Consider the following 24,817-nt stretch of genomic DNA (forward strand, 5'->3'; position numbering starts at 1 on the left):
ATCCCACCGTTTCATTCTCATCGTATAGACAAGAGGAATTAATCTTCTTCCATGAACATCGAGTCAATTCTCTTACGATCGTATCTCAATATCCAATCATTTCGTTTTACATAAAGCTCTCTTAGCGCTTCCTTGGAGCTGGCTGCCACGTCAAGTCCTCTACTATCATAAAAATGAAATATCGTATTTTTCGAAAGGTTGACGAAGTAAATATCATTAGGCGCAAAAAGGACCTTTCGATAGTTTAGCTCCGAACGCTTACATCCCAGAACGTATCGATAGGATTCCCATTCATCATCATCGTCATCATATTTATGTAAGTTTACACAGGCTAGTGTACGGATCACTTTAGAATTATAAAAGGCATGATCGAATGCCTTTAACTTCGTTCGCTTTGTAGCCCGGTGTGAATCGTGATTTACAACCATAAGTATGTCGTCATCGGCATGATGTACATCTGTAAATAGGGTTTTGGCTCGATGATGGACTTGCGCTCGATACGCTTCATCGGACACCGAGGGATCTGGATTCCCGACTTCAAATCGGATGCCATACTCCGCATTATAGAACAGTGAAGATTCCAGTTTTAACTTCGACGAAAACTTCTCTTCCATGAAGTCATTTAGAATAGAAAGTGTGTTAATAGTCGTACCTCCATTACTCGGAATCAATGTTAATCCATTTATCGGCCAGCAACGCCGCAACCATTTGAGCCCCGTCCTGTACGCCTTTCATATAAAAAAGTTCATGCTCGAGCGCCCTCTTGAATAGATGCTTATCCTCCCAGGCTAAATACCTGGCGAACTGTGTCTCATCCATGTTGCTGTAGAGTGCTTCGAATGCCATTCTCTCCTCGGTACGCGCTCTTAGCAATTCAGGATCTAAATCGTTTTGGACACAGATTGCATCCAAACGTTGCTGCATCGCCATCCGAAACCAAGCTGGAAGCTCCACTCACTTCTCCCTCCGATATCTCACTATTTGTGTAGCCGCTTATCATATCCTGCTTGCTTGCGATGGAACTGAACGATTAACTCGTCAACCTTCCGACTTTGCGCCTGAACAGCCTCATTTTTGTACAGCGGGATTCCTTGCTCTAACGATTGGCACCCAAGCTCGTTTAACTTTCGTTTTTCATCCTCATACTGATGAAGTAGGTGGAGCATGGGTTGGCCTCCTTATCTCCAATCTTTTGGATATTACCAATGCTCTTTGTAACTTATTAATCATTATACATTTGACTATTATTTGTATCAATATTTTAATTGTGACCTCTTTAAAGTGATTTTTCGTGACTCAAATAACCTCTAAACTCATTATGAGGTGTACAACATGTCCGAAATTTTGAAAAACGTTGGCCAGCGTATCCGAGAAATTAGAAAAGCAAAAGGCTTATCCCAAACTGCCCTAGCCGAAAAATGTGGTTTTACCTTTTCGTACATTGGCGGCGTTGAAAGAGCTGAGAAAAACATCTCTCTAATCAACTTAGAAAAAATAGCAGAGGGCTTGGACGTAGGAGTACACCAATTCTTTGTTTATTCTTATCAATATGAACAGCTGCCTGCTAATGAAAAGATTATTCAGGAAGTGGTTTCTATGCTGATCCAGCATGATGAAGGAACGATTGAAATGGCAAAGAATATATTGTCGGAAGTTTTAAAGCGTTCACGTCAGTAAGCCATGTCAAAGCGGCATGGCTTACACTTTTAAATTCTTAAAAAAGCACCCGAAGTTGCCTAATCAAAGTAATCCGTGAAATACTTTTATCATCTTCCATAACGGAAAGCCGTAAAAGAGCCTGAACAAGTCGGTGATACCCCTTTTCAGACGACGGACAAGGATAACTGAATCGACGGTATCCCTTAACCAGCGGAAATGCGATTTAATGAGCACGATATCGAATTTACCTTATTCCTCATCCTTCATCAGTAGTTGTAGAAAAGTCCGCTTCGCTGTGCTAGTTTTTGTGATACCTTCAACTTATGTAATATTACAGGGAATAGTTTATCTAGAAATTCCTTGTGCTAACATCATTCTTCCAACTTCGAATATGGCGGCGAATTCAATATTCATAACCTCTGAAATCACTGAATCATCTTCCAGCCGTTTATACTGAAGCCCATCAGTATACACATATTTGTAAACTTCACTAAAGTCATACACATTTTTAGCTATTAATGTTCCTTCTCCATATATAATTCCTGAAGTAATGGAGTGATTACCTCCTTCAACAAAACAAATTCCCATAGGCAACAACACATCCACTCGATGGTTTGATGTGTCTTCCTTCCACTTACCCCATGGCCTTGATTCGCCTATGGAAGAAATTGATTCCACATATCGAGAAATATTCCACGGCCAAGGTAACACTAAATCTTGAATAATATTTACTTCTATAGTCCTGTTCTCTTCCTTATTGTAAATCATATTGTACATAGTTTTTCCATCTAAAGAGACTTTCTCAGACAGTCCGAAAAATGGAAGCCACGGCGTGATGCTCGGATACTTTTTCGTTTCGCCATGATCATCTTCATAAAGAAGATTAGTTAAGTAAGCTGTCTGTAATTTCATTCCAAGTAGTTTCACGAAATCCAGTATAGGATGCCTATACCCTTCGTTAACTTGACGTTGCTCTGCTTTGTTTAATATTGAATTAGCTAAACTGAGCATTCTATCGAATTGCTTTTTTTTAATTTCAAGATCACTTAAAATAACTGCGGTATGCTTCTTACTTCTATTTTTAAGAAACCAATTTAGCAAAACACCCTACCTCCATAAAGCAATCACTTTTATTAGACCTACTCAATATTCATAATACAGTATCTTTCAGAAAGTTTTTAAAATCTGGATGTACTTTTATGATGTATTCATCAATAAAACTCTGTATAAAAGGTTATCTACAATATCGCCCGCCCCGCTTCCTTAGGGACATAAATCAAGCGGGCCAAGGTCAGAGATGAGCTTGCCCGTGTACTGGAATATCTTCGTGAGAACGGTATTGAGTTCATCGCAGCGGGCGTATCCACTCTCAACAGTTGAAGGAGGATGAGGTGTCTTGGCCTACAGTATTATTCACTCATCCAGACTTTGTTGTTCTGCCAGTGCATGCTCATGCGTTACAACAAAACGGTGTTTTTAACTTAGAGCCACAAGAAATCGGACTCCGTTTTGTAGTTGCCGATATCGAGACTAAAGAAGATTTTGAGCGAAATACGCTGGACGGAGATGCCTTCATGGGTTCTTGGGTCACACAACAAGTCGCCGTGGCGAAAATGTAAGCTACCTTTTTGAGCTATGATTGCAGGGTTCGACCTCATTTGAGAGTCGAACCCTTTTATTGAGTTGAATTAACCACATATTCGTTCGAGTTTTTGTTGAGCCTTATGCCCTATTGCGTTAAGATTAGAGGATAATGTTACCAATTCCGACAGGAGGCTTTATGATTCCATCATATGATAGAGAAGCTGATCTAAGAGAGAAATTCAATCAATTCGTCAGCAGTAAAGTCACCGGGGTAACGGAAGACTATTATTCCCGGTTGTCGGTTGAGGACTTCGAGGAGATCAAGACGACCCTAAAGGACATACATAACATCATCACGTACAAGACGACAGTCCGTTTCATCGATTGGGTAAGTGAGCGATTTCCCTATGTAAAGGAAAATTATCAGATATATTTGGATCAAGTACTAGGTACGAAGCCGAGCGACAATGGATACGATCTCGTAGTTACTGGTGGGGTAAACATCATTGCCGAAATCAAATGCAATAAGCCGATCAACAACGGGTATAAATTTGGCTCCGCTCAGAGAAATGGTATCGTTAAGGATATCAGGGGGTTACTCGAAGGCAAGTCCAAGGCTAAATCTGTTGCCCCAAGCAATGCGTATAAGTTTCTTGTCATCTATGACTTTGGTGAATATACGTTGAAAGCCGTGCAGCACCTTATCAAGAATATTGAAGCTGATCTAAGAGGCAAAGTTGAAGTTTACGATGACAGCACCACTCTAACCTTGGAGAAGGTATATATCGTATTTACAAAATAAATAAGGTGCAGTACTAGAAATGAAGTTAGACCTTATGAAATTCTTCGATGGCTATGTAAAAAACTACCATACCTTCAATTTCTCTATTCATCATGGCAAGCACTCTTTCACCATGACAGAAATTGAGTATTTTTCGAGACTTGGCTCGGTCAACTTAGACAAGCTTTTTTGTGATCGTGAAGTGCGTCCCTATAACGTCATTGGCATTATGAGTATTCCAAGTATTTACAGGGTCGAGGAGTTACTCAGTATCGCAAAAGCTACATGCAAGGTTGACAACGCCTTACTTGTATTCAAAACATATTCGTCGAGAAAGAGTCAGTCCTACTTTGACGAGGCTCATGCTTATCTGCTCAACAAAAGAAAAATAATCGCTACTAAATTGGCGTTAGTATCCGATATTGGCGGTACCTTATTTATGCATTTCAATAAACCGTCTCAAGGTGAGCAATGGACTACTTAAATCATTATTACCAAGAAGCCTATATCTTTGGGACAGTACATTCCCGTTTCGAAGCTCAGGGCTTCCTAACCGCATATGACTTCTTCTGTATCATAATCTGGAAAGCAAATCGGGCCAAGACTAAGATAGCGAAGCGTTTGTTAAAAAGCGGCAGCTATGCCAATCTTGATGAAGCTGTGATTGCTCTTACTTCAGGTATTAACGAAGTTTCAGACCACAAAAACCGACTTCGTTTATTGATGATGAATTGGGGTTTTCAACTCCCGATGGCGACGGCAATACTGACCGTTTTATATCCAGATGACTTTACGGTTTATGATATCAGGGTTTGTAATGAACTGAACGGCTTTCATAATCTCAAAAATATGGTTAGCTTCGAAAGCATCTGGAGTGGTTTTCTTTCATATAAGCAACAGGTTGAGTTGGTTGCACCAACAGACATATCCCTTCGAGATAAAGATCGCTATCTATGGGGTCGATCTTTTGCTAGTCAGCTTGAGAATGATATCGCAAGAAATTTCTTGGAGGAGGAACCCGAAGATGAGTGACGAACTAAAGCATTACTTACCAGAAGAAGTTCCCAACCATCTGTTCACACAAAGCCGATTAAGCAAAATGGGTCTTGCTCCTTCCGCAGATCATGCCGCCTTTGTTGTTTGTCCAGAACAGAGGCAGAAATTCAAGTTGTACGACATCAATGCGACTAGACAGCGTAAACAGCAAAAGTGGTTCTCTCTCGTTCAGAAGGATGCGACGGTCGAGCAGATATTGGCTGAACGCAAACGTGAACTAGAGGTCAGGAAAGCTCAAATAGGGCCGGGTCCCAAATAACTATTTTCGGTGTCGAACATTTTTGGTAGTTTGATCGACGTCGATTAATTATCTACTTGTAACCAGATCGTTTGCTTATATATTAAGTTTATTGCTCAGTAGTAAACTGCATATTGGAAGGGGGTATTCAATGGCTAGTCTTAACGAACTTATTGATGCGATCACTCTGGTACTAACAGAGGAAAAAGCATATGACTTACCCACCGTTTGCACGAGATACGGTCTGGATAGCGGAGATGAGTCAGAGGCATTTAGAAGTAGACGTGTCTATGTCCAAAAAAGGCTTAAAGCTAAAGATCAATTATTCCTACTAGACATGGCAAAGCGGGTTATTAACGACTATGGTTCAGCAGCTAATTCTTTAGCTAAACTAGTTCTTCGTCTTAGCCCAACAGGACTCTTTACGATCAGTGAGATAACTAGACGAAATATCATGGATGAACTACATGCTAGGAATAACATTCCGGGCAAGTACGATTTGATCGAGTTCTTAAACAGGATATGGGATTTGGACAGCATGCCGTCTTTAGATTCCCGTTTCAAGACAGCATCAGGCGATATTTGGCAGCATATGATCAATAATTCTGACTGGGACGATTTTTACTTATACGAGAAGTACTTAGAGTTATTGACTGCAACTGATGAAGTGTTTATTAAATTTTTGGAGCAAGTCGTACATCCGTTAGTGCGGCAACAGACCGAACAGGATGAGTATGTTGAGTTCATCAATAAGCATTTAGTACACGATGGCTATAAATTCTCATTGGCAGACAATATATCGGGGTTCCCAGTATATAAAATAAGCAAGGTTCTTGATGGGGTTAAAGGCAATGTGAAAAACCTGATATTCGCCACGGTGGGTCAGAAGCCGGAAATTGTGATCAGTGACTCGATCAACAACGATATTAAAATCGTAAAGCATGAAGAGAATTGCTTAGTCTATGACCGAGCAATTCCGAACACTGGCTTGTACTGGGCAGACCTTGTGACGTGGTGGGCAGATAGAAGTGGCACTGCGGAGCCATATCGAGATACTGAAAAATCTCTCTATTGGCGTTTATATAAGACATTAGCTTCTCCACCGGAACAGCTATTATTCAGAAATTATTTCAAGTACTTTAAGGGATTGTTTGACAAGAATTTTCCTGCTCTTATTCCGCAGGTTTACTTGCACTATGATCCATACACGATAAAACAGCGGGCTGGAAAAGCGCTCTTGCCCAGGCAGCGAATGGACTTCCTTTTGTTATTCTCTAATAAGCAGCGAATAGTCATTGAAATAGACGGAAAGCAGCATTACTCTGATGGTGAAATTTCTAGTCCTCAAAAGTACGCTGAAATGGTGCATGCTGATAGAGAGTTAAAACTTAGTGGCTATGAGGTTTATCGATTCGGCGGATATGAGCTGATGGACGAAGAAATAGGAGCACCTATTGTTAAAGAGTTCTTCGAAGGATTATTCAAAAAGCATGGAGTCAAATCATCATAAAAACTAAATGATAGTTGGAGGGGACAATGTTACAAATAATCTCAGGAAAATTTTATGGAGATAGGCATATTCATGAGAATAAAGGTCTTGGAATCCTGTACTCCAACTATAGTTGGTTCAACTCTATAGAAACCGACATAGTCTCTTTAGAGCCTGCTGATCTTCATGGAGATGTCAAAGGATACATTATTAGTTATGTAAACAAACTTGAAAGTGATGAAGGAAAAGGGTTTTCTTTAGTCAGAACGGGTGACCCTGAGATTGTGCAGCAATTCAGGTTACTGTGTTCTTTTGCATTGAATGCGTACTTCGATCATGACAAAGTAACCGTACAAATAAATTGCAGAGAAAAATCAGAGGGTATAGGTGACGATACAGTTCCGGCGCAGTTTGTACCTAATTTTTTCAAAAGGGAAATTAATGGTACTGCTGCAGAGGTCGACTATTTTATCTCATTTGTAAAGCACGTGATTGGTTTGAGACGGGAAGACTATAATAACGTCATTGCGTGTTTAACAAACTATTTGGATGCACTGGAAGCTGTAAACTATAACATCGATTTGGCTTATTCAATGATCATCTATTCGCTAGAAGCCTTGAGTAAAAAGTATAACCACTATACTCCTTCTTGGCAAGATTACGATCAACGGTTGAAGAAAGATTTAGAGGCTCATTTCGAGACAATTGATGCCGAGAAGGCTCAAGGGATAAAGGATATACTGGTTAATTCCGCACACTTGAAATTACAGCAAAATTTTATTGACTTCGTAAACAGTAATCTTTCTGATTCCTTTTTTGAAGAAGAGTCTTTCGGTGTGAGTGCTGCACTTAAGAAGTCAGAATTAAAAAGAGCACTCCGAAATGCGTACTTTCTAAGATCTGGGTATGTCCACGAATTAAGAACAATGTTGAAGCAGTTAAAGATACCCACGATAGCCGCCGGAGACGTCTACAATTGGCAGGGTGATCCTTATTTAACGTTTTCGGGGCTGATTAGAGTTTTTAGACATGTAGTAAAGAATTTCATCTGGTCGAGAGAAACTGTTACCACCGAAAATATAGACTGGAGAAGTGAATTGCCTGGTATGGTGATTCTTGAGATCGCCCCTCAATACTGGGTGTGGCAACATGAGAACTTCCTCACCGCTCATTCAACGAGTAAATTTTCTGGTTTCCTATCACAATTAGCTGAGGTACTATCTCAAAACGAGCCTCTAACTAGTTTAAAAGAGTTACTTGAAAAGTATATTATACTTTTACCGAATGCAAAGAATAAGGAAAAAGTATCAATGTACTGTATGTTCTTTCTATATACAATTTCGGTTAGGGAAGAACATAGGCCTGTTAATCATCAGAAGTTTATAAGTGAAAATGCCGAACTTACAGAAATACCTTGTATAGAGAATATGGTGACTTATCTGTATACCGGACAGGATTGGCCTTGGGAAAAAGAAGTATGCCTACGCATATATGACGATTACAATACTTCTAGATTCTCAGCAAGCTCATTAAAACTTCCAAGTATTTTTGAGATCGGCATACTTTGCCGCTTAGCAAACTTGTGTGATCCATGTGAAGATTTAAATAATAGAACGCGTTTGTTTAAAAACGCTCAACATGAGGCAGCAGGATATGAACAGATTCAAAATTATATAAAGAATTGTCTTGATATTAATTGTAATGCTGATATATCTTATATCCTTAAAAGGTGTAAAGGAGAGTCATAGAAAGATAGGAATAATGCCGATGGAATTTTGTGAGTAAACGTTCTATCTAGAGACATGCGTGCAGCAAGAGCAGCAATAAGGTCATGCTATCAAGCAGGCAAGGAAAGAACTCAAAGCTTATTGGCGTTAGTCGAAGGCAAGGCGCTCGCTTATAGCGGGCTTTTTATTTTGCTTAGAAAAGTTTATTTTAATGGGAAACGTATAAGCGTCATTTCGATAGCGCCAAGGCTAGTTCATCCAGCGGCGCGGCTTGCTGCTTGTCGATGCACGCTACTACGCTAGCGTCTATCGACGCTATACCTTCCACCTTGCTGCGTAAAGCCCAGGGTGAGTTCGCATCCAGCTTAGCTTCACCTTGCAGGTGGCAGGCAGTATATATTAATGGTCGTTCCAACGTTTGAAGGATCCCTAAAGCAAAAAACAGCCCAACTACTTGGCTGCTTTTACGAATTTATTATCTTTTTCATAATGCATTCAGTCCATTGAGGGAGGGATTCCGATTGCGAGGTTATTAAACCGTTTGTTGCACTCAGAATAATTTCACCTTCTGTATGACTATTATCAATAACGATCAAATGGTTGATCAAATGAATGTGAGACAGTAGATTTTGAAGAGATGTTTGATGCCGTCTGATGATATCTTCAGAGGGAATGTGATGTCCGCCATTTTCCACTCGAATGGCTACCCTCTTGATATTCAAATGATAATCGCCCAGACCGACATAAAACATTGTAACCTCAAATCCGTTTGCCTTTGCATCGAGCATAAGGCGGATGGCATTTTTTCCAGCGAGTGTTGTTTCGACTGAGAAATCACGTTTGTTATGAATACAATCTCTGGCCAGTTTAATGGCGTCTTTCCCTGCAGATACTTTTCGGCTTTCAGGGTGAACAGGATCTATTCCCCGTGCAAGAGCATCAGGATCTATGTTAACGCTGATTCCAAGCCGATCTACGATCAAGTTTCTAATCGTGCTTTTTCCACTTCCGTTATTTCCTGCAAACACATACATGATCGGTGCCAACTCATGCATGAGGGACATCCTCTTCGGAAACGGGAACAACATCTCCGTTGTAGTATTCTTTTACGATTTGACCATCTTTTGTCTTATATACAATATATGTCCCGTTGGCTTTGGCATCCAATTTTGCGCGATCGCCCGTAAGTCTAATTAGTTTTTGCAGATCTTTTATTTGATTCATGTAACTCACCATCCCGTTACATCAGTCTCATTTGAATCTGATTATAGCACAGCTAAAACTTTAATTTAGTAAAATGGTCTTCTTGTTTGATGAGTAACTTATGGAGTCATCCTATCACCTTGTTCTGATTAACCTCGACACGCACTCAACATGGGTGGTATGGGGGAACATATCCACCGGCTGCACCTCCACCGTGCGATAGCCGCCATCCTCCAGCACGCGCAGATCGCGCGCAAGCGTAGCCGGGTCGCAGGAGACATAAACGATGCGCGCCGGACGAAGCTCCAGCATCGTAGCGAGCAGCGCCGGATCGCACCCCTTGCGCGGCGGATCGACGACGATGACATCGGGAGCGACGCCTTGTGCTTGCCATTGCGGCATGATGACTTCGGCCGGGCCGACGGCGAATTCGGCGTTGTTGATGTGGTTGAGCAGCGCGTTGCGGCGGGCGTCTTCGATGGCTTCGGAAATGATCTCGACGCCGTAGACGCGGCGGGCGTGGCGGGCGAGGAAGAGGGTGATCGTGCCGATGCCGCAGTAGGCGTCGATGACGGTCTCTTCGCCGGTGAGGCCGGCGTAGTCGACGGCGGTCCGGTAGAGGCGCTCGGTCTGGGTCGGATTGACCTGGAAGAAGGAGCGCGCGGAGATGGCGAAGGTGATGCCGCCGATCTCGTCGTAGATGACGTCTTCGCCCCAAAGGACGCGGGTCTCTTCGCCGAATACCTGGGAGGTCGGGCTGGTGTTGATGTTCTGGCAGATGCTCGCGACGCCGGAGATGTCTTCGCGGATGAGTCCGCAGAGCTCGTCGGCGTGCGGCAGGTCGCGGCCGTTGGTGATGAGGACGACCATGCGCTGGCCGGTCGCTTCGGCGTGGCGGACGACGACATGGCGAAGCAGGCCGCGCCCCGTGGCGCGGTCGTAGGCGGAGTAGCCAAGTGACCGGGCGATGCGCTTGACGGCGCGCACGGTCTCTTCGTTCTGTTCCTGCTGAATGAGGCAGGCCTCCATGTCCACGACCTGGTGGCTGCCCTGCTCGAAGAAGCCGCCGATGAGTCCATGGCCGCCGATGCCGGCCGCCATGGGAACCTGCGCCTTGTTGCGGTAGCGCCAAGGCTCGTCCATCCCGATGACGGGATGGACGACGACCGGCGCGCGCCCCGCATCGGGCGCGATCTCGCGGCCGCCCGCTTCGCCGGCGACCTCCTCCAGCGGCGCCACCGGCAGCTTGCCGATGCGCGCCAGCACGCCCGCGACGTGCTCCCGCTTCCAGCGGAGCTGCGCCGCGTAGCCCCAATGCTGCAGCTGGCAGCCGCCGCAGGCCTCGTAGATCTCGCACGGCGCCGCGATGCGGTCCGGGCTCGCCGCCACAAGCGCCGCCATTTGCGCGCGGCCAAACGACTTGCCGATGCTCTGCACCTCGGCCTGCACCCGGTCGCCCGGCACCGCGCCCGACACAAACAGGGTGTAGTCCTCCACCCGGCCTACACCCTGTCCCTCATGCGTCATCCCGACGATGTCGATGACGACGGAATCGCCGACCGCGACCGGCACGCCCGCGATCCGGCTCGGCGCCCCGCCCTGCCGGCGGTCCCGCGCACCGCGCTCGCGCTGCGGCTGCCCCTGCTGCGGTCGCCCGCCGCTCGCACCCGAAGCTCCGCGGCCGCCCCAGTGCCTGCCACCCCGATTCGCCGCGCTGCCCCGCGAGCCGCCGCTGCGCTTGTCCTTGTCACTCATGCTGTCCAGCCCCGTTCATAGGTTCCGCTTCTATATAAAGATAATGTCCCTTCAGTGATGCTTCATCTTCCTTGGCCCTTCAGAGACGCTCCGTCCCGCCTGACCGTCAGTGATACTTGGTCTCCCCAAGCTCGTCCATAATGATCCGCACATGCCCCGGCAGTATCGTGAATGTCCGTGCCATCTGCCCGCCGTATTCGCCGTCGAGATTCATGTCCAGATCCGCGTCCGACTCGACCGTCACCCGGTTCGTCTGAAACATCGTAATGTGCGAATCCTGCAAATGCTCTCCCCGCATCGCCAGCGTCGCAATACGAATGAATTCGCCGAGGTTGCACTTGCGCATGAGCAGCACGTCGAACATGCCGTCGCTCGCCGAAGCGCTTGGCGCGAGCTTCTCGAAGCCGCCGACGGAGTTGCTGTTGGCGATCAGCATGAGCATGTACTCGTCCTCGAACTCGCCGACGCCGTCCATCGAGATCTTCATATGAAAGGAACGCAGCCGCGCGATCTTCTCGAATCCCCGTATGTAATAGGCCAGATTCCCGATCATCGTCTTGAGCTTGCTCGGCACTTCGTAGGAGAGCTCGGTCAGCGAGCCGCCGCCTGCAATATTAATGAAGTATTTGCCGTCGGCTTGTCCGATGTCCACCGGCTTCGCGTAGCGCTTGACGATCAGGTCGCAAGCCTCGTCCCACTTCTTGGGGATGCCGTGCGCTCTGGCAAAATCGTTGGTCGTCCCCACCGGCAGAATGCCGATGACGGGACGCCGATCGTGAGGGGCGATGCCGCTGATGACCTCGTTCAGCGTGCCGTCGCCGCCAGCCGCGATGACGATGTCGAAGCCCCGTTCCACCGCCTCGGACGCAGCCTTGACCGCATCGCCCTCCGCCTCGGTCGCATGGCAGGACGTCTCGATCCCGCCCCGCTCAAGCCGCTGCAGGATCTGCGGCAATCTCCGGCGCATCTCCTCGCGTCCCGAGGTCGGGTTATAGATCAACCGCGCTCTCACAATATCCAACTTGAATCCCCTCTTCTATCACTCTATAGGAAAAGCGCGTGCATCCGTTCCAATTCCCACTATTACCTATTCATGCTAGCGAATCGTCAAGCCAATGTCAACGCGGCTCCGCGGCTTCCGGCAGCTGCTCCAGCATCTGACACGTTCCTGACATAATCCCGCAAAAAAACGCCGCTTGCGCCACAAGCGGCTTAACATGAATTTACAATTGCCGACGGCAAGAAAAACCTTCCGCGTAGATCGCTGATCGCCCTGGCGGATTTTTTAAGTTTGACGGATATCCGAAACTGGAGTCGCGCGGAATCCTTGTCCATGACTCATCTGCCAGCCGTTTCAAATGGGCATCCGACCGTCTCCCGTGTTGTTCTATTGCCGCAATACCTGCACATATACATCTTTTTCAGCCGATGTCGGCCCTTTTAAACCGGGAGATGCAAAAACGCAGTTATTTTGCCCTATCATCCGAATTTCCGTCTCGTGCTTTGCATTTACCTGCACATTTGCAGGTATTTCATCCGGCACCGTCGGTCGGCAGAAAAGACATGTATAATTGCAGGTTTTGGGACCTGCAAGCCACCGAGAAGCTCTGGCATTCCGAATGTGCGCTTAGCTGCCCATAACTCGCCGTCAAATTATACTTTCTTATATGTTTAAAAAGGGGAGGCAGCTTCACGCGTTTCGAGCCAGGCACGCGCCCGGTGTACGATCCATTCGCCGATCTGCGGATGGGGCAGCAGCGCGCTCTCGGCGTAGTCGATGTCCTGCCCCGCGAGGCGCCCGGGAACGGCCGAAGAGGTAAAGTACCCCTCGCTCAGGAAAACGGGCACCGCCAGCAGCCGCGCCTGCGGATACCGCTCCCGCAAACCCGCGATCCGTGCCGCCGTCTCGTCCGGCCGCAGCAGCGCGGCGTCCGCGCCCGCGAAGCCGCCGATGCGCGCGAGCTCCGCCGCCAGCCCCTCCAGCTCCCGGCGCCACGCCTCGTAAAACCAGGGCTCGTCGCTGCCGTGCCCGATGAGCAGCACGCACTCCGCCGCGGGCTCGCGCGACCGTGCGCCGAGCTTGTCCGCCAGCACGCGCGCGATCTGCGGATCGCTGCCGATCGGCTGGCCGTACGTGAGTCGTGCCATCACCTCGACCGGCTCCAGATCGGTTTCGCGCCGCGGCTCCGCATAAGCGCCGAGTGCCCAGCCGATCTCGTCGACATGCGTGCTGCCCGACGAGACGAACAGCGGCAGCGCGTAGATGTCGGTCACGCCCTGCGCCTCCAGCGCGCGCACGCCGTCCTGGATCAGCCGGCCTTCGACCAGCTCCAGGTACGAAGCCGCGACCGGCAGGTCCGCAGGCAGCTTCGACCTCGCCTCGGCGACGGCTTCTTCCACCTGCGCCACCCAACCCGGCTCGCGGGAGCCGTGGCTGATAACCAGCACGCCTGGCCGCATCTCCGCGCTCGCCTCGCGATCCGCTCTATCCCTCGCCGCCGACGGCACTGCCCCTTTTTCGATAACCTGATCCTGCATGCCGTTCGCCAACTGCTCTTGCGCACCGCTCGCCCGATCTTGCAACCCGTTCGCCAACCGCTCTTGCGCACCGCTCGCCCGATCTTGCAACCCGTTCGCCAATCGCTCTTGTGCATCGTTCGCTCGATCCTGCATCCCGCTTGCCAACCGTTCTTGCGCATCGTTCGCCCGATCCTGCATCCCGCTCGCCAACTGCTCTTGCACACCGTTCGCCCGATCTTCCATCCCGTCCCGTGCCTCCCGCTGTTACAGCTATTCCCTTCATGCTATCCAACGCGATAGACTGTGTCAACGAAGGGACCATGAGAGCTGACCGGGGCAGAAGAACGTTCAAGCTTCTTTCATTCCCCTCCCACATCCTCAAACCCGATATACTGCGGCAGCTTCTCGAACTCGCTTCCCTCGAGCCCGCCGTTGTCGTAGATCCCCAGCTTCCATGCGCCTTCCGGCACAACCGTGCCCGCCGGAATCTCGAAGTACCGGCTCTCGCCCTCGACCACGTCGATAGCCGAGCCCATCGGCTGCCGCCATTCGTCCACGAAGAAGAGCGCTGCGCCGTAGTCCGGGAACCGAGGCTTCACGAGCACCGTGCCGCCGATCTTGCCTGCCTCCGTATCCGTATCGACGAACAGCGGATCCGGGTCGCCGCCGACCGGCACCCAAGCCGCCGCCGACTTGCCGCCGTCGCGAACCGCATAGATCGCGATGCTGCTCACGTCCTTCAGCGGAAACTCGGGCAGCGTCACGCGGTACGCCTTGCCGTCGAAAGGATAGTCGTTGGTCACGTCGACGAGCGGCTGCAGCGGCACGCCGTTCGCGTCCGCGCTGTACACGACGTAGTTCACCGCATTCGCGCTGTCCGCGTCGTACCAGCTGAGCTCGCCGGATACGCGCGTCTTGCCGCCGGAGAGGACCGGCTTGAAGTGAATATCAGACACAGGCGAAATGGCAGAATTTACATCGCCCGGATTGACCCAACTCGCCGCTTCGTTCCGGATATCGTCGTAGGACTGCACGGTCGCGCTGGCGCTGTATTCAAAAACGTCCCCGTCCCGGTAAGGCACGACCTGCACTTCGCCGAGAATATTGAGATTCGGCAGCGGCAGCCTGTAACGCCCGGTTGACGACTTTGCCACTTTTTCCACGCCGCCCGGATACTGGATCTGATAGCCGTCATAATCCATGCCGTCCGCCGGGTCCTTCCAGCTGACCGCCGGCCACGCGCCCGAATAGGGATTGGCGTCTATGTAAGTCAGCTCTCCCACCAGGTACGCCGGATAATCTCTCAGAGAAGCCTTCGCGACCGGTACGGCCACGGACTTGCCGCTGTCGGACGCGTTGTAAACCCCCAGCGCGGCCGCTTTGCCCGTCACCTTCGTATCGTCCGGAATGATGAACGCATGGCGCTCCGGCGCGTATTTGCCGATCGCCTTGCCGTAGCGCTTGCCTTTATCGTCCAGCAGATAGGCCTCGTAGCTCTTCGCCGCCGATTCTCCGCCCTCGTTCACGTATAAAATGCCGCCGATCTCTCCCGCCTGCTCGTCCTTGTCCTGGAAAGAAGCCGTGGCGATCGATGCAGTCGCGATCGATGCAGACGCCTTCGCAGCCCCCGTCTTCCCCGCCGACGCAGCTTGCGCGGATCCCGCGTACAGTCCGACCGACCCAGTGACCATAAAACCCAAGAGAGCGATGCCGATGGCGCGAAGTTGCCGATACATGTGTTTCCCCCTAGATAATAGTCTATTAGAAATAGTCTATGACTCCGGCTTGTAACCTGTTTGAACGCCTACTATCGTCTTTGAGAAATGTATTAAACCGATTTATCCGGCTTAAATCTGAGATTTTTATCAAAAATAAAGCGCTCGCCCGATGGGCAAGCGCTTCGCATCAATGTTAGACAACTCGGCTACGGAGCCTAACTCAGCTCACCCGCAGCCTTTTTCTCCTCCGCTCCAGCAACCCGGCCGGATTGGCTCACGACCGTATCCCGGTACGTGGCGATCAGCCCGCCCTGCGCGTCCGTCGCAAACAGCACAGACCGTTCGCTCGGCACGGTGAAGCGGTAGCTCGTCTCCCCGTCCCTGATCGCCACCTCGCAATCGGCGCCCGACTCCGAGATGAAGATATACAAGCTTCCGTGTTTAAACGTCAGCCTCGTGCCATACACGCCGGGGTGGTCTCCGCCTTTTTCCCACGCCATGGCGCCGCTTCCTGCCTGCGCTTCTTGCAGCGCGGCCGCGTACAACGCCTGCAGCGTATCCGTGCGCTCGTTCAGCTCGAGCGGCAGCGGGCACCAGAGCAGCTTGCCTGCGCCGAGCGGTCGGACAAGCAGCTCGGCTGTCTGGCTCCAGCCGTTGCCGTCCGCGCCAGGCACGACCTCTTTGTTCAGCTGGCCGATCTTGCGGTCGCCGAAGGAAGCGCGGTACGTGCGGCCCGCGATCCGCACCTGTTCCTCGCGCGACAGGTTGGTCAGCCGATAGGCTGCGCCTACCGCCCTCGCGGCCCGCGAAGTCGGCTTCCAGTAGGCGTCGAGTCCGATCGGGCCGGTAAACAGCAAGGTGCCGCCATGCATCTCCACATGCCCGAGCAGCTTCTCCAGCGCTTCGTCGCTGAAGCTGTGCGCGCTCGGTACGATGATGAGCCGCGGCTTGTCCGCGGACAGCGAATCGAGGTGCAGCTCGCTAATGCCGTAGAAAGGCACCTTCATGTCGTAGGCCAGCACCCGGGTCAGGCTCTGCGACGCCTCGCAGGCGAATCGGCGGCTCGAGAAGTCGTTCGTATACGGGAAAACGACGGCGATGTCGGCGAGCTCGCGATCCGCGAACAGGTCCGAGATGCTTCCAATAAAGCGGCCGAAGTCGTACGACACGTCCGCCTCCGGCTTCTCGGTGCCGTCCGCCCGCAGCGCGCCGATGTTGGATTCGCACACGTTATCCATGAAATAATTCGTGTTCCACAGCCAGTGCACGGCGCCGGCGCTGCCGCCCGCGAAGGCATAGGCGTACTTGCGCTCCAGCAGGTTTCGCAGCTCCTCCTCCGTCCGTTTGGCGCGATTGTCCGGCATTTCCACGTACATGATGCCCGTCTCCTGGATGAGCGCAGGCTTACTCGGGTCTTTGCCGAACAGGCCGTCCCACAGCAGCTGGTCGTTGAGCCACCACGTATGCACGTTGGTGTAATCGACGCTCTGCGCATACATGAAAGGCGACGGCCGCGGTCCCCTGCCCAGCGCCTCGTCTTGTCCGACGGTGACCAGATGTCCCGGGACGTGCGTCCGGATCGTCGCACTCAGCGCTTCGACCCAGCGGTTGTGCATGTCCATCGTGAACAGCGTATAGTCGAGCCAGCGCCCGTTTTTCTTGAGCCGCTTGATGTCGTGGATGTCAAAAGCGATATCGGTCTGCTCCGGCGGCTCCGCGGATGAGAAGTCGGGCAGCTCGGCCTGCGTCATGTTCCAGCGCGCCTGCAGCCGGTCGATCATGCCGTGCCGCTCTTGCAGCCACTGGCCGAACGCCTGACGCTCGAACTTGTCGTGCACCGCGCGGGGACCGGTGAAGATCCGCGTCGGGTCGAAAAGCGACGGCTCGTTGATCAGGTCCCACTGCACGTTCGACGTATCTTTGTGGCGGGAGACGATAGCTGCGATGAAGCGTTTCTGGGCCTGAACGCTGCGCGGATCCAGGTACGGATTGCGTCCCTCCCAGGCCTCCGGCGCGAACGCAAAAAACGTGAAGGTCACTTCCAGACCATGCCGCGCCGCCGTCAAAATAAACGCGTCGATCGCGCGCAGCTGCTCCTCGGAGGCATGCCCGTCCTCGAACATCAGGTGCCGCCACGCGCTCCACATGCCGGTGCGGATCCAGTTGATGCCGGCCCGCTTCATCGTCGCCATATCCCGGTCCCAGATCGCCGGATTCGGCAGGTTGATGAACTTGCGGCCCGTATCCGATGCCATGTAGGTCATGCCGACCACGGGAAAAGGCTTGCCGTCCTTGATGAAATAATCCCGGCCGGCGGCCAGCGGCGCCCCGCGTCGCAGCAGCTCCCGGTCGTAGCACCAGAAGCCCTGGTGCAGCAGGCGCCGTTCGCCCGATGCGGACACGGCTTCGCAGGCGATCGCGTAGCTGCCTGGCTCGAGCGCCACGGGCGCCACGAAGTTCACGTATGCGATCTCGCTCCCGACAGACAGGTCCAGCTCCTCTTGCCAGAGCGCATCAACCTCGGACATCGCAGCCCGTACGTCCAAACTCGACGCGATCGCCGCAATATGCGGATCCGCGTACAGGTCGTCCGACTCGGACGACGCCGTCTGCGCGGCTGGGCCCGATTGCGAAGCGACAGCCTGCGTATCCTGGTTCAGCCCGGCCGCCTTCGCAGCTTCCCGCTCATGCTCCGGCGCCGCCCGCTTGCGCAGCGAGATCCGCAGCCGCCATTCCTCCGGCTCGCGCGCGATGCCCCCAGCCGGGGTGATCCGCTGCGCCTGCACCGTCAGATGCGGCGTTTCGCCCGCGTGATACGCCGCATAGCTCGGCTTCAGCCACAGCTCGGTCACGCCGGCTTGGCAGTAATCCGCCCATCGGAGCAGCGCAGCCGCGCCGCCGCCGGACCAGAACCGCGCCGTCAGCCGCTGGTTCGCCAGCAGCCATCGGCCTCCGGCGAAGTCGCCGCGGAAGCGCTCGAGCAGCACGACCGGCGCGGTCACCTCGCGGCCTTCGGGGCTGACGCCGACAAGCAGCGGCTGGATGCGGGCGTTCATCGGCCCCGAGGAGCCTGTCGCCTGGTTCAACTGGTCGCGCTCATGCGTCACATGCAGCACGAGGCCGTACGTTTCGCCGATGTCGAACAGTGCTTCGCTCCCCGCCAGCAGCGGGCGCTCCGGATTGTGCCGCAGCGAGGCGGCACGGGTGCCGTCCGCGACCAGCGCTTCGTGGATATGAATCTCCTGATGGTAGGCCGTCATCTCAGGTTCGGCGGCCCAACCTTCCGCGGTCAGGCCGACCGGCCGCTTGAACGGCGCGCCGCCCGCGTGAACCCAGCCTTTGCCCGCTCCGAGATGACGGGAGATCGCCGGCCAGGCGTCCTTCGGAAAATACGGTCCGTGCAGGTGGACGAGCGTTCCCGCATCTTCCGCTTCCAGCGCCTCGGCCAAGCCCGCCGCATCGACGACCCGGCCGCTGCGCCGCAGATCTCGCAGTGCCGCTTCGTCCGGCGCCGCTCCCTCATAGGGAAATCCTGCATCGTAAAAGATTATGGTTGCCATGTAAGCGGCCCGCTCCTTTATATTTGAAATCGTTTCCTTTCCTAAAAGCCCGTTTTATCGTTATAATGATTGAATATCGTTATAATGTTTGAACTCGCGTTCGTCGAACGAGATTGATGCAAGGAGCGATGCCGATGTTGAACTTGACGGACACGCGAGCTTTCGTTTCTCGCATGCGTCTGAACTGGAGCCATTTTAAATCCAAGCTGCTCTTAAAATACACGCTCTCTTACATCCTCATCTTCCTGATCCCGCTGACCGGCGTAACGGCTTCCGTCTACGAGAGCGCCGTTCGCAGCCTCCGCACCGAGATCGAGCAATCCAACCTCAATCAGCTGGATCAAGTCAAGCGAACCTTGGACGGCCGCATTACCGAGCTGCAGGAGATTGCGGGACGGATCACCTATGACGAGCATCTGACCTCTTACATGGTGCATCACGACTACTACGGAATGGAAGCCATTCAAACGTTGGCGAACTATAAGGCGAGCAGCAGCATTTTGCAGGATCTCTTTCTCTACTTCCGCGACGATTCCGTCGTCTACTCCTACCGCGGGCTGATGAACCTCGATGTGGCGTTCGGGAGCACCTACCAGTTCAGCCAGACGAGCAGGCAGGAGCTGACGCGCGAGATGAATACCGCGATCCAGCCGGTCATGCGTCCCGCCGAACAGGTTACGATCAACGCCCGCCAGGAATCAATGCTGACGCTGCTGGTGCCGATCAAGCCGAACAATCCGTTTCCGTACGGCACGGTCGTCTACCTGATGAAAGAAACCAATCTGACCGGCATGATGGCTTCGATCTTGAACGACTTTTCCGGCAGCAGCTATATTTTCGACGCGCAGGGCAACAAGCTGACGGGCACCAGTCACGGCGAAACGATGGACCGGGCCGGACTGAACCGGATCGCCTCCCTGTCGACTGGCATTCACAGCATGAAGCTGGACGGCAAGCAGCAGTCCGTCGTGGCGGTGAAGTCGGAAACCAACGGCTGGACCTACGTGACGACGATGCCGAGCCATCAGTTTTTCGGCCGGGTCGCGCATATCAAGTCGCTGATCCTCATCGTCTTCTGCCTCGTCGGCCTCATCGGCATCGCGGCGGCCATGGTGCTGGCCAGAAGGCAGTATCACCCGATCAAAAATCTGATGGAGTTCGTCAAGCTCAGAAGCAGCGTCAACGTCGAGGCGCCAGACAGCCGCAACGAGTGGGACTGGATCCGCCACACGATCCACGAGTACAGCGCGCGGGCGGATATGCAGCAGCCGTACGTGCGCAATCAATGTCTGCTCCTACTGCTGAAGCACGGCAAGCCGGAAGATCCCGAGATCGAACGGCTCGTGCAAAGCGCGGGACTGGAGCTGGCGCCCGGGAAAAGCTTGTGCTTCTCCGTCATCCTCACCTGGGAGGAGCTGCCCGATCCTGCGTCTTCGCGCGCGATTGTGGCGCAGCTGGCCGAGCGGTTCCGCGAGGCGAGGTTCCCGGAACTGGGGGCGAGCGCCTACGGCGTGGACCTCTCCCCGTCGGAGCGGTTCGCGCTGATGGTCAGCATGAGCGCCGAGAGCGATCAGCCGGTGCAGGAGCGCGTGGAGCAGGTCGTCGGCGCCGTGCTGTCGCACCTCGGCGACGAGCTGCGGCAGCAGCTCTCGCTTGGCGTCGGCACGCCGTACGACAGCTTGGGAGAGCTGAACCAGTCGTTCATCGAGGCGGCGACGGCGCTGCAGTTCCGCCTGATGGGCGAGCAGGGCCGCGTCACCTACTTCGAGGGGCTGGCTCAGCAAGAGCACGCCTCAGGGGATGCGTTCTGGCTGCCCAAGAAGTCGATGCTGAAGCTCGAGCAGAGCCTCAAGCAGGGCAACGAAGCGGTCGCCGCGCAGACGATTCAGAGCCTCGTGGCAGAGATCCGCGGCGTGAAGCTGTCCGTCTCCCTGCTCCGCTGCGTCTGCTTCGATCTGCTCAATGCCTTGCTGCGCACCGCGTCGGAGTATGGCATGACGGGCGTGATGAACAACATTCCGGGCTTCACGTCGTTCGAGACGCTCGAGGAGCTCGAGAGCCGGCTGATCGAGCTGTCGTCGTTAATTTGCCGTCAGGTCGAGCGCAAAACCGAGACCGAGCAGCAGTCGCTCATCGAGAACATCGTCGATTACGTGGACAGCCAGTACGCCGACTACACGCTCAGCCTCGAGCATATCGCGCTCAAATATTCCGTCTCCACCTCATACCTGAGCCGCAGCTTCAAAGAGAAGATGGGCATGACCTTCTCCCAGTACATCTGGCGGCTGCGTACGGACGAAGTCATGCGCCAGCTCGTCACCACGAGCGCGCCGCTCAAGGAGATCATCGAGCGAGTCGGCTACCTCGACGCGCCGAACTTCATCCGCAAGTTCAAAAACGAGACCGGCTACACCCCCGGCCAGTACCGCAAGCTGTACGCGCAGGTGAACGTCCCCGCAGAGTAAACGGGTGTGCCGGATGGCTGCATCCGGCACTTTTCGCGTGGGCGCGAGCTCTTTGGGCTGAGTTAGCCGGTTTTTCCGGCGATCTCGTCCCGCCCAGACACGCAACGTCCTGCCAAAAACAAAATTCTCCGCATCGGCGGGCGACGGCGGAGAATCATGAGGAGGTAGACGGATTGACGTCCGCTTCCGCAGGAAGCGGGAAGGCCGCCTGCCGGCGCGGCCTTCATACACTTTCTGCAACGCGGCGCAAGCACATCCGCTTGCATACCCTTGCTTTTTCGTTGCCTTTTCGTCTGACAGCGCCATAAGCCAGCAGCCAGCAGCTTGCCGTCTTCAATCCTACAGCTTGCCGTCTTCAATCCTACAGCTTGGCGCCTTCAATCCTACAGCCTGCGCACCCTCTTAGTTAGAAGCCCAACGGTCGTACGCGCCCTGATAGATCTTCGCCATTTTCTCGGCGCCCATCTTCTTCAGCGTGTCCACGTACTTGTCCCAGTTGCTCAGCGGCTCGGCGCCGGTGATGAACTTGGCTTCCATTTGGTTAACGTACGTATTGAGGTCGGAGGTCAGGCTGTTGACCTGCGTCTGCTCGTCGGACGTGAGGAACAGCGTCGGGAACGGCGGGCGCGCGCCCCGATCGAGCAGCTTCGTTTGCGTTTCCTTGGCGACCCAGATCTCGAAGTCGCCCTTCAGTCCTTTTTCGATATCGTCCGTGTTGATCGTCGGCGCAGGAATGCCGTAGTTCGGCGTCAGCGTCGAGCGATACTTCTCGCGGTCGGTGCCGCCGTCCGGGATCGGCAGATATTCCTTCGTGCGGGTCGCTTCGTCCGTGTATTTCCACAGGATGCCTTCCGGTCCTTTGTTGAACAGCAGCGCGCCTTCATAGGAATACAGGTAATCGACCCAGCGCATCGAAGCTTCCGGAGACGGGTTCGTGCTCGAGATGGCGAACGCGCCCGGCGTGATGCCCGCATTGGCCGCGATGGCCGGCTTGTCGACCATTTCGCTTTTCACCGGCGCGTACATCGGATCGTCCGTCGAAGGATCGCCGCCGAGGGACATATAAGCGTTCCAGTTGGCGAACATGCCGACCTGGTTGTTCTGCACCTTGGCCTTCTTCTGCTCGTCCGTTTGCGAGAAGCTCTCGTGGTCCAGCAGCTCCTCGTTCCACAGACGGTTCATGAACGTGAGATATTGCTTGAAGCCCTCTTCCAGCGGCGTGTAGTGCACCTTCTTGTTGTCGTCGACGTAGATCGAGTCCTCATAAACGCCGAACGAGCCAAGCAGCCAGGTGCGGATGTCGCGAAGGTTGACGTCTCTGGCGTTGCTTGCCGTCAGCGGGATTTCGTCGGCCTTGCCGTTGCCGTTCGGATCCTCGGTTTTGACGCGCTTCAGATAGGTATACAGCTCTTCGGTCGTGGTCGGCAGCTTCGTGATGTTCAGCGCCTTCAGGAAGTCGCCGTTGTACCAGATCGGATTGCGGTACCAGTGCTGGCTCATCTCGATGACCGGCAGCGCATAGATATGGCCGTCCGGCGCGGTGATCGACTTGCGCACTTCCGGATTTTCTTCCAGGACCTTCTTGAAGTTCGGCGCGTACTCGTCGATCAGCGTCTCCAGCGGAATCAGGATGCCCTGCTCGCCGTAGTTGATCTGCTCGGCCGTCGTCAGCCCGGCTGCGTAAAACATATCCGGATAGTCGCCGCTCGCGAACACGAGGTTTTTCTTCGTATCGAAGCTGTCTTTGGGCGCGTTGCGGAAGTCGAGCTTGATGTTGCTCTGTTCGGCCATGATGTCGAGAACCTTCATCTTCTTCCAGTCCTGATCGCCCGTGTCGGGCGCCATCAGCGTGAGCGTGAGTGGCTCGCTTACGATCGGAAAGCCTTCTTTGTTAACCGTGGCGCCCGCCGATTCTTTTTTCTCGTTCGATGCGCAGCCGGCAAGCAAGCCGACTCCGATTGACGCCGCGAGCAGCAGCTTGCCTGTTTTTGCGTACGATCCCATGGATGAACCCTCCCGTTTATAATGATGAATCGCGTAATGGGTCGCCCCGTTCGCCGCAAGCGACGGCAGGGGCATCTATAATAAGCGGCCAAAACCGATTATTAACAAAGCCCGCGTGCCGTCAGCCCTTGACCGAGCCGATCATGACGCCTTGAACGAAGTAGCGCTGCAAAAACGGATAGACCGCGATAATCGGCAGCGTAGATACGACGATAACCGCATATTTGAGCAAGGAGGCCGTCTCTGCCTTCGAGTTCATCGCCTTGGCGATGTCCCCGCTGATCGCGGCGCCGGTCGTCTCCGCCGTCATCTCCTGGAGGACGAGGATCTGCCTGAGCACCATCTGGAGCGGATACTTCGCGGCGTCGTTCAAATAGAGCAAGGACGGCAGGTAGCTGTTCCAGTGGGCGACCCCGTAGAACAACGCCATGACCGCGATGATGGGAAAGGAAAGCGGCAGCACGACGCGGGTGAACAGTCTCAGGTTCGTACAGCCGTCGATCTGCGCGGCTTCCTGCAGCTCTCTCGGGATCGTCGTCTGGAAAAACGTCCTGGCGACGATCAGATTCCAGACCGAGACGGCCACCGGCAGGATGAGCGCGCCCATCGTATTGATCAGGTGGAGGTCCTTGACGACGAGATACGTCGGCACCAGTCCGCCGTTGAAGAACATCGTGACCAGGATAATAATAACGAAGAACGTGCGTCCGACAAAATCGGAGCGGCTGAGCGCATAGGCGGCGGGCAGCGTTACTACAAGGTTAAGCGCCGTCCCGAGCACGGTATAGATGATCGTATTGAGATAACCGCTCCAGATTTTGGAGTTTTGGAACACGAGCGTGTAGCCGTCCCAGGTGATGCCCTTGGGCAGCAGCCACATCTCTCCGGCGTTCACGAGCTTCGGCGAGCTGATCGACGCGCTAAGGATATAGATGAGTGGATACAGCACGACGACAAGCGCGATGGCCAGGAACAGATAGACGATAAACATGAAGATTTTGTCGCCCTTGGACGCCTTTATCGCTGAATTGGCAGGGTTCATATCGCGTTTCTCCCTT

General features: G+C 53.2%; 21 protein-coding genes. 9 read left to right on the forward strand and 12 right to left on the reverse strand.

Features of this window, described 5'->3' with window-relative positions; genetic code table 11:
• Positions 1–38 precede the first annotated feature (38 nt).
• Entirely contained in the window at positions 39–614 is a 576-nt protein-coding gene (locus KB449_RS24170) for a DUF3885 domain-containing protein (RefSeq protein ID WP_282910806.1), read from the reverse strand.
• Positions 615–657: 43 nt separating this feature from the next.
• The gene (locus KB449_RS24175; protein ID WP_282910807.1) at positions 658–954 is read right to left on the reverse strand and encodes a hypothetical protein; all 297 of its coding nucleotides are present in this window, start codon (positions 952–954) and stop codon (positions 658–660) included.
• 378 nt (positions 955–1,332) lie between these two features.
• Here KB449_RS24175 and KB449_RS24180 point away from each other — a divergent pair, with 378 nt between their 5' ends.
• Positions 1,333–1,677 (forward strand): helix-turn-helix domain-containing protein, encoded by a 345-nt coding sequence (locus KB449_RS24180; protein ID WP_282910808.1) that lies wholly within the window; start codon positions 1,333–1,335, stop codon positions 1,675–1,677.
• 327 nt (positions 1,678–2,004) lie between these two features.
• On the opposite strand, the gene KB449_RS24185 is transcribed toward KB449_RS24180, so the two are convergent.
• Positions 2,005–2,760: a DUF6710 family protein gene (locus KB449_RS24185; RefSeq protein WP_282910809.1), complete on the reverse strand. Its 756-nt coding sequence runs from the start codon at positions 2,758–2,760 to the stop codon at positions 2,005–2,007.
• A gap of 290 nt (positions 2,761–3,050) precedes the next feature.
• On the opposite strand from KB449_RS24185, the gene KB449_RS24190 reads away from it, so the two are divergent.
• The 7 genes from KB449_RS24190 to KB449_RS24220 all read left to right on the forward strand — a co-directional run bounded on the left by KB449_RS24190 (position 3,051) and on the right by KB449_RS24220 (position 8,555).
• The gene (locus KB449_RS24190) at positions 3,051–3,278 is read left to right on the forward strand and encodes a hypothetical protein (protein ID WP_282910810.1); all 228 of its coding nucleotides are present in this window, start codon (positions 3,051–3,053) and stop codon (positions 3,276–3,278) included.
• A 161-nt stretch (positions 3,279–3,439) separates the two neighbouring features.
• Complete coding sequence (locus KB449_RS24195) at positions 3,440–4,045, forward strand: hypothetical protein (protein ID WP_282910811.1); 606 nt, start codon at positions 3,440–3,442, stop codon at positions 4,043–4,045.
• 34 nt (positions 4,046–4,079) lie between these two features.
• A complete protein-coding gene (locus tag KB449_RS24200) occupies positions 4,080–4,508 on the forward strand; it encodes a hypothetical protein (RefSeq protein ID WP_282910812.1) in 429 nt (142 codons plus the stop codon).
• The gene (locus KB449_RS24205) at positions 4,496–5,056 is read left to right on the forward strand and encodes a hypothetical protein (protein WP_282910813.1); all 561 of its coding nucleotides are present in this window, start codon (positions 4,496–4,498) and stop codon (positions 5,054–5,056) included. The genes KB449_RS24200 and KB449_RS24205 overlap by 13 nt, the downstream gene beginning before the upstream one ends.
• Positions 5,049–5,339, forward strand: a complete 291-nt coding sequence (locus KB449_RS24210) for a hypothetical protein (RefSeq protein ID WP_282910814.1) — start codon at positions 5,049–5,051, stop codon at positions 5,337–5,339. Before KB449_RS24205 ends, KB449_RS24210 begins: the two co-directional genes overlap by 8 nt.
• A gap of 130 nt (positions 5,340–5,469) precedes the next feature.
• Positions 5,470–6,828: an AbiJ-related protein gene (locus KB449_RS24215; RefSeq protein WP_282910815.1), complete on the forward strand. Its 1,359-nt coding sequence runs from the start codon at positions 5,470–5,472 to the stop codon at positions 6,826–6,828.
• Between the two features lie 26 nt (positions 6,829–6,854).
• Positions 6,855–8,555, forward strand: a complete 1,701-nt coding sequence (locus tag KB449_RS24220; protein WP_282910816.1) for a hypothetical protein — start codon at positions 6,855–6,857, stop codon at positions 8,553–8,555.
• Between the two features lie 443 nt (positions 8,556–8,998).
• On the opposite strand, the gene KB449_RS24225 is transcribed toward KB449_RS24220, so the two are convergent.
• The 7 genes from KB449_RS24225 to KB449_RS24255 form a co-directional block, all read right to left on the reverse strand.
• Entirely contained in the window at positions 8,999–9,589 is a 591-nt protein-coding gene (locus KB449_RS24225; RefSeq protein ID WP_282910817.1) for an ATPase, read from the reverse strand.
• Positions 9,582–9,758 carry a hypothetical protein gene (locus tag KB449_RS24230; protein WP_282910818.1) on the reverse strand — a complete coding sequence of 59 codons (177 nt, stop codon included), beginning with the start codon at positions 9,756–9,758 and terminating at the stop codon, positions 9,582–9,584. The genes KB449_RS24225 and KB449_RS24230 overlap by 8 nt, the downstream gene beginning before the upstream one ends.
• Before the next feature lie 114 nt (positions 9,759–9,872).
• Positions 9,873–11,492 carry a 23S rRNA (uracil(1939)-C(5))-methyltransferase RlmD gene (gene rlmD, locus KB449_RS24235; protein WP_282910819.1) on the reverse strand — a complete coding sequence of 540 codons (1,620 nt, stop codon included), beginning with the start codon at positions 11,490–11,492 and terminating at the stop codon, positions 9,873–9,875.
• A gap of 106 nt (positions 11,493–11,598) precedes the next feature.
• Positions 11,599–12,513 (reverse strand): diacylglycerol kinase, encoded by a 915-nt coding sequence (locus tag KB449_RS24240; RefSeq protein WP_282910820.1) that lies wholly within the window; start codon positions 12,511–12,513, stop codon positions 11,599–11,601.
• Positions 12,514–13,163: 650 nt separating this feature from the next.
• On the reverse strand, positions 13,164–14,255 hold the full coding sequence (locus KB449_RS24245) for a sirohydrochlorin chelatase (RefSeq protein ID WP_282910821.1): 1,092 nt from the start codon (positions 14,253–14,255) through the stop codon (positions 13,164–13,166).
• A 116-nt stretch (positions 14,256–14,371) separates the two neighbouring features.
• A complete protein-coding gene (locus tag KB449_RS24250; RefSeq protein ID WP_282910822.1) occupies positions 14,372–15,748 on the reverse strand; it encodes a hypothetical protein in 1,377 nt (458 codons plus the stop codon).
• A gap of 197 nt (positions 15,749–15,945) precedes the next feature.
• Positions 15,946–19,290, reverse strand: coding sequence for a beta-galactosidase (locus tag KB449_RS24255; RefSeq protein ID WP_282910823.1), 3,345 nt, complete (start codon positions 19,288–19,290; stop codon positions 15,946–15,948).
• Between the two features lie 134 nt (positions 19,291–19,424).
• On the opposite strand from KB449_RS24255, the gene KB449_RS24260 reads away from it, so the two are divergent.
• Positions 19,425–21,755, forward strand: coding sequence for a helix-turn-helix domain-containing protein (locus tag KB449_RS24260; RefSeq protein ID WP_282910824.1), 2,331 nt, complete (start codon positions 19,425–19,427; stop codon positions 21,753–21,755).
• Between the two features lie 402 nt (positions 21,756–22,157).
• Here the strand turns inward: KB449_RS24260 and KB449_RS24265 are convergent, their stop codons facing one another.
• Both KB449_RS24265 and KB449_RS24270 read right to left on the reverse strand, forming a co-directional pair.
• Entirely contained in the window at positions 22,158–23,759 is a 1,602-nt protein-coding gene (locus KB449_RS24265) for an extracellular solute-binding protein (RefSeq protein ID WP_282910825.1), read from the reverse strand.
• A 121-nt stretch (positions 23,760–23,880) separates the two neighbouring features.
• Positions 23,881–24,801 (reverse strand): carbohydrate ABC transporter permease, encoded by a 921-nt coding sequence (locus KB449_RS24270; RefSeq protein WP_282910826.1) that lies wholly within the window; start codon positions 24,799–24,801, stop codon positions 23,881–23,883.
• Between the last annotated feature and the right edge of the window lie 16 nt (positions 24,802–24,817).

It is taken from the genome of Cohnella hashimotonis (assembly GCF_030014955.1).
GTDB lineage: Bacteria > Bacillota > Bacilli > Paenibacillales > Paenibacillaceae > Cohnella > Cohnella hashimotonis.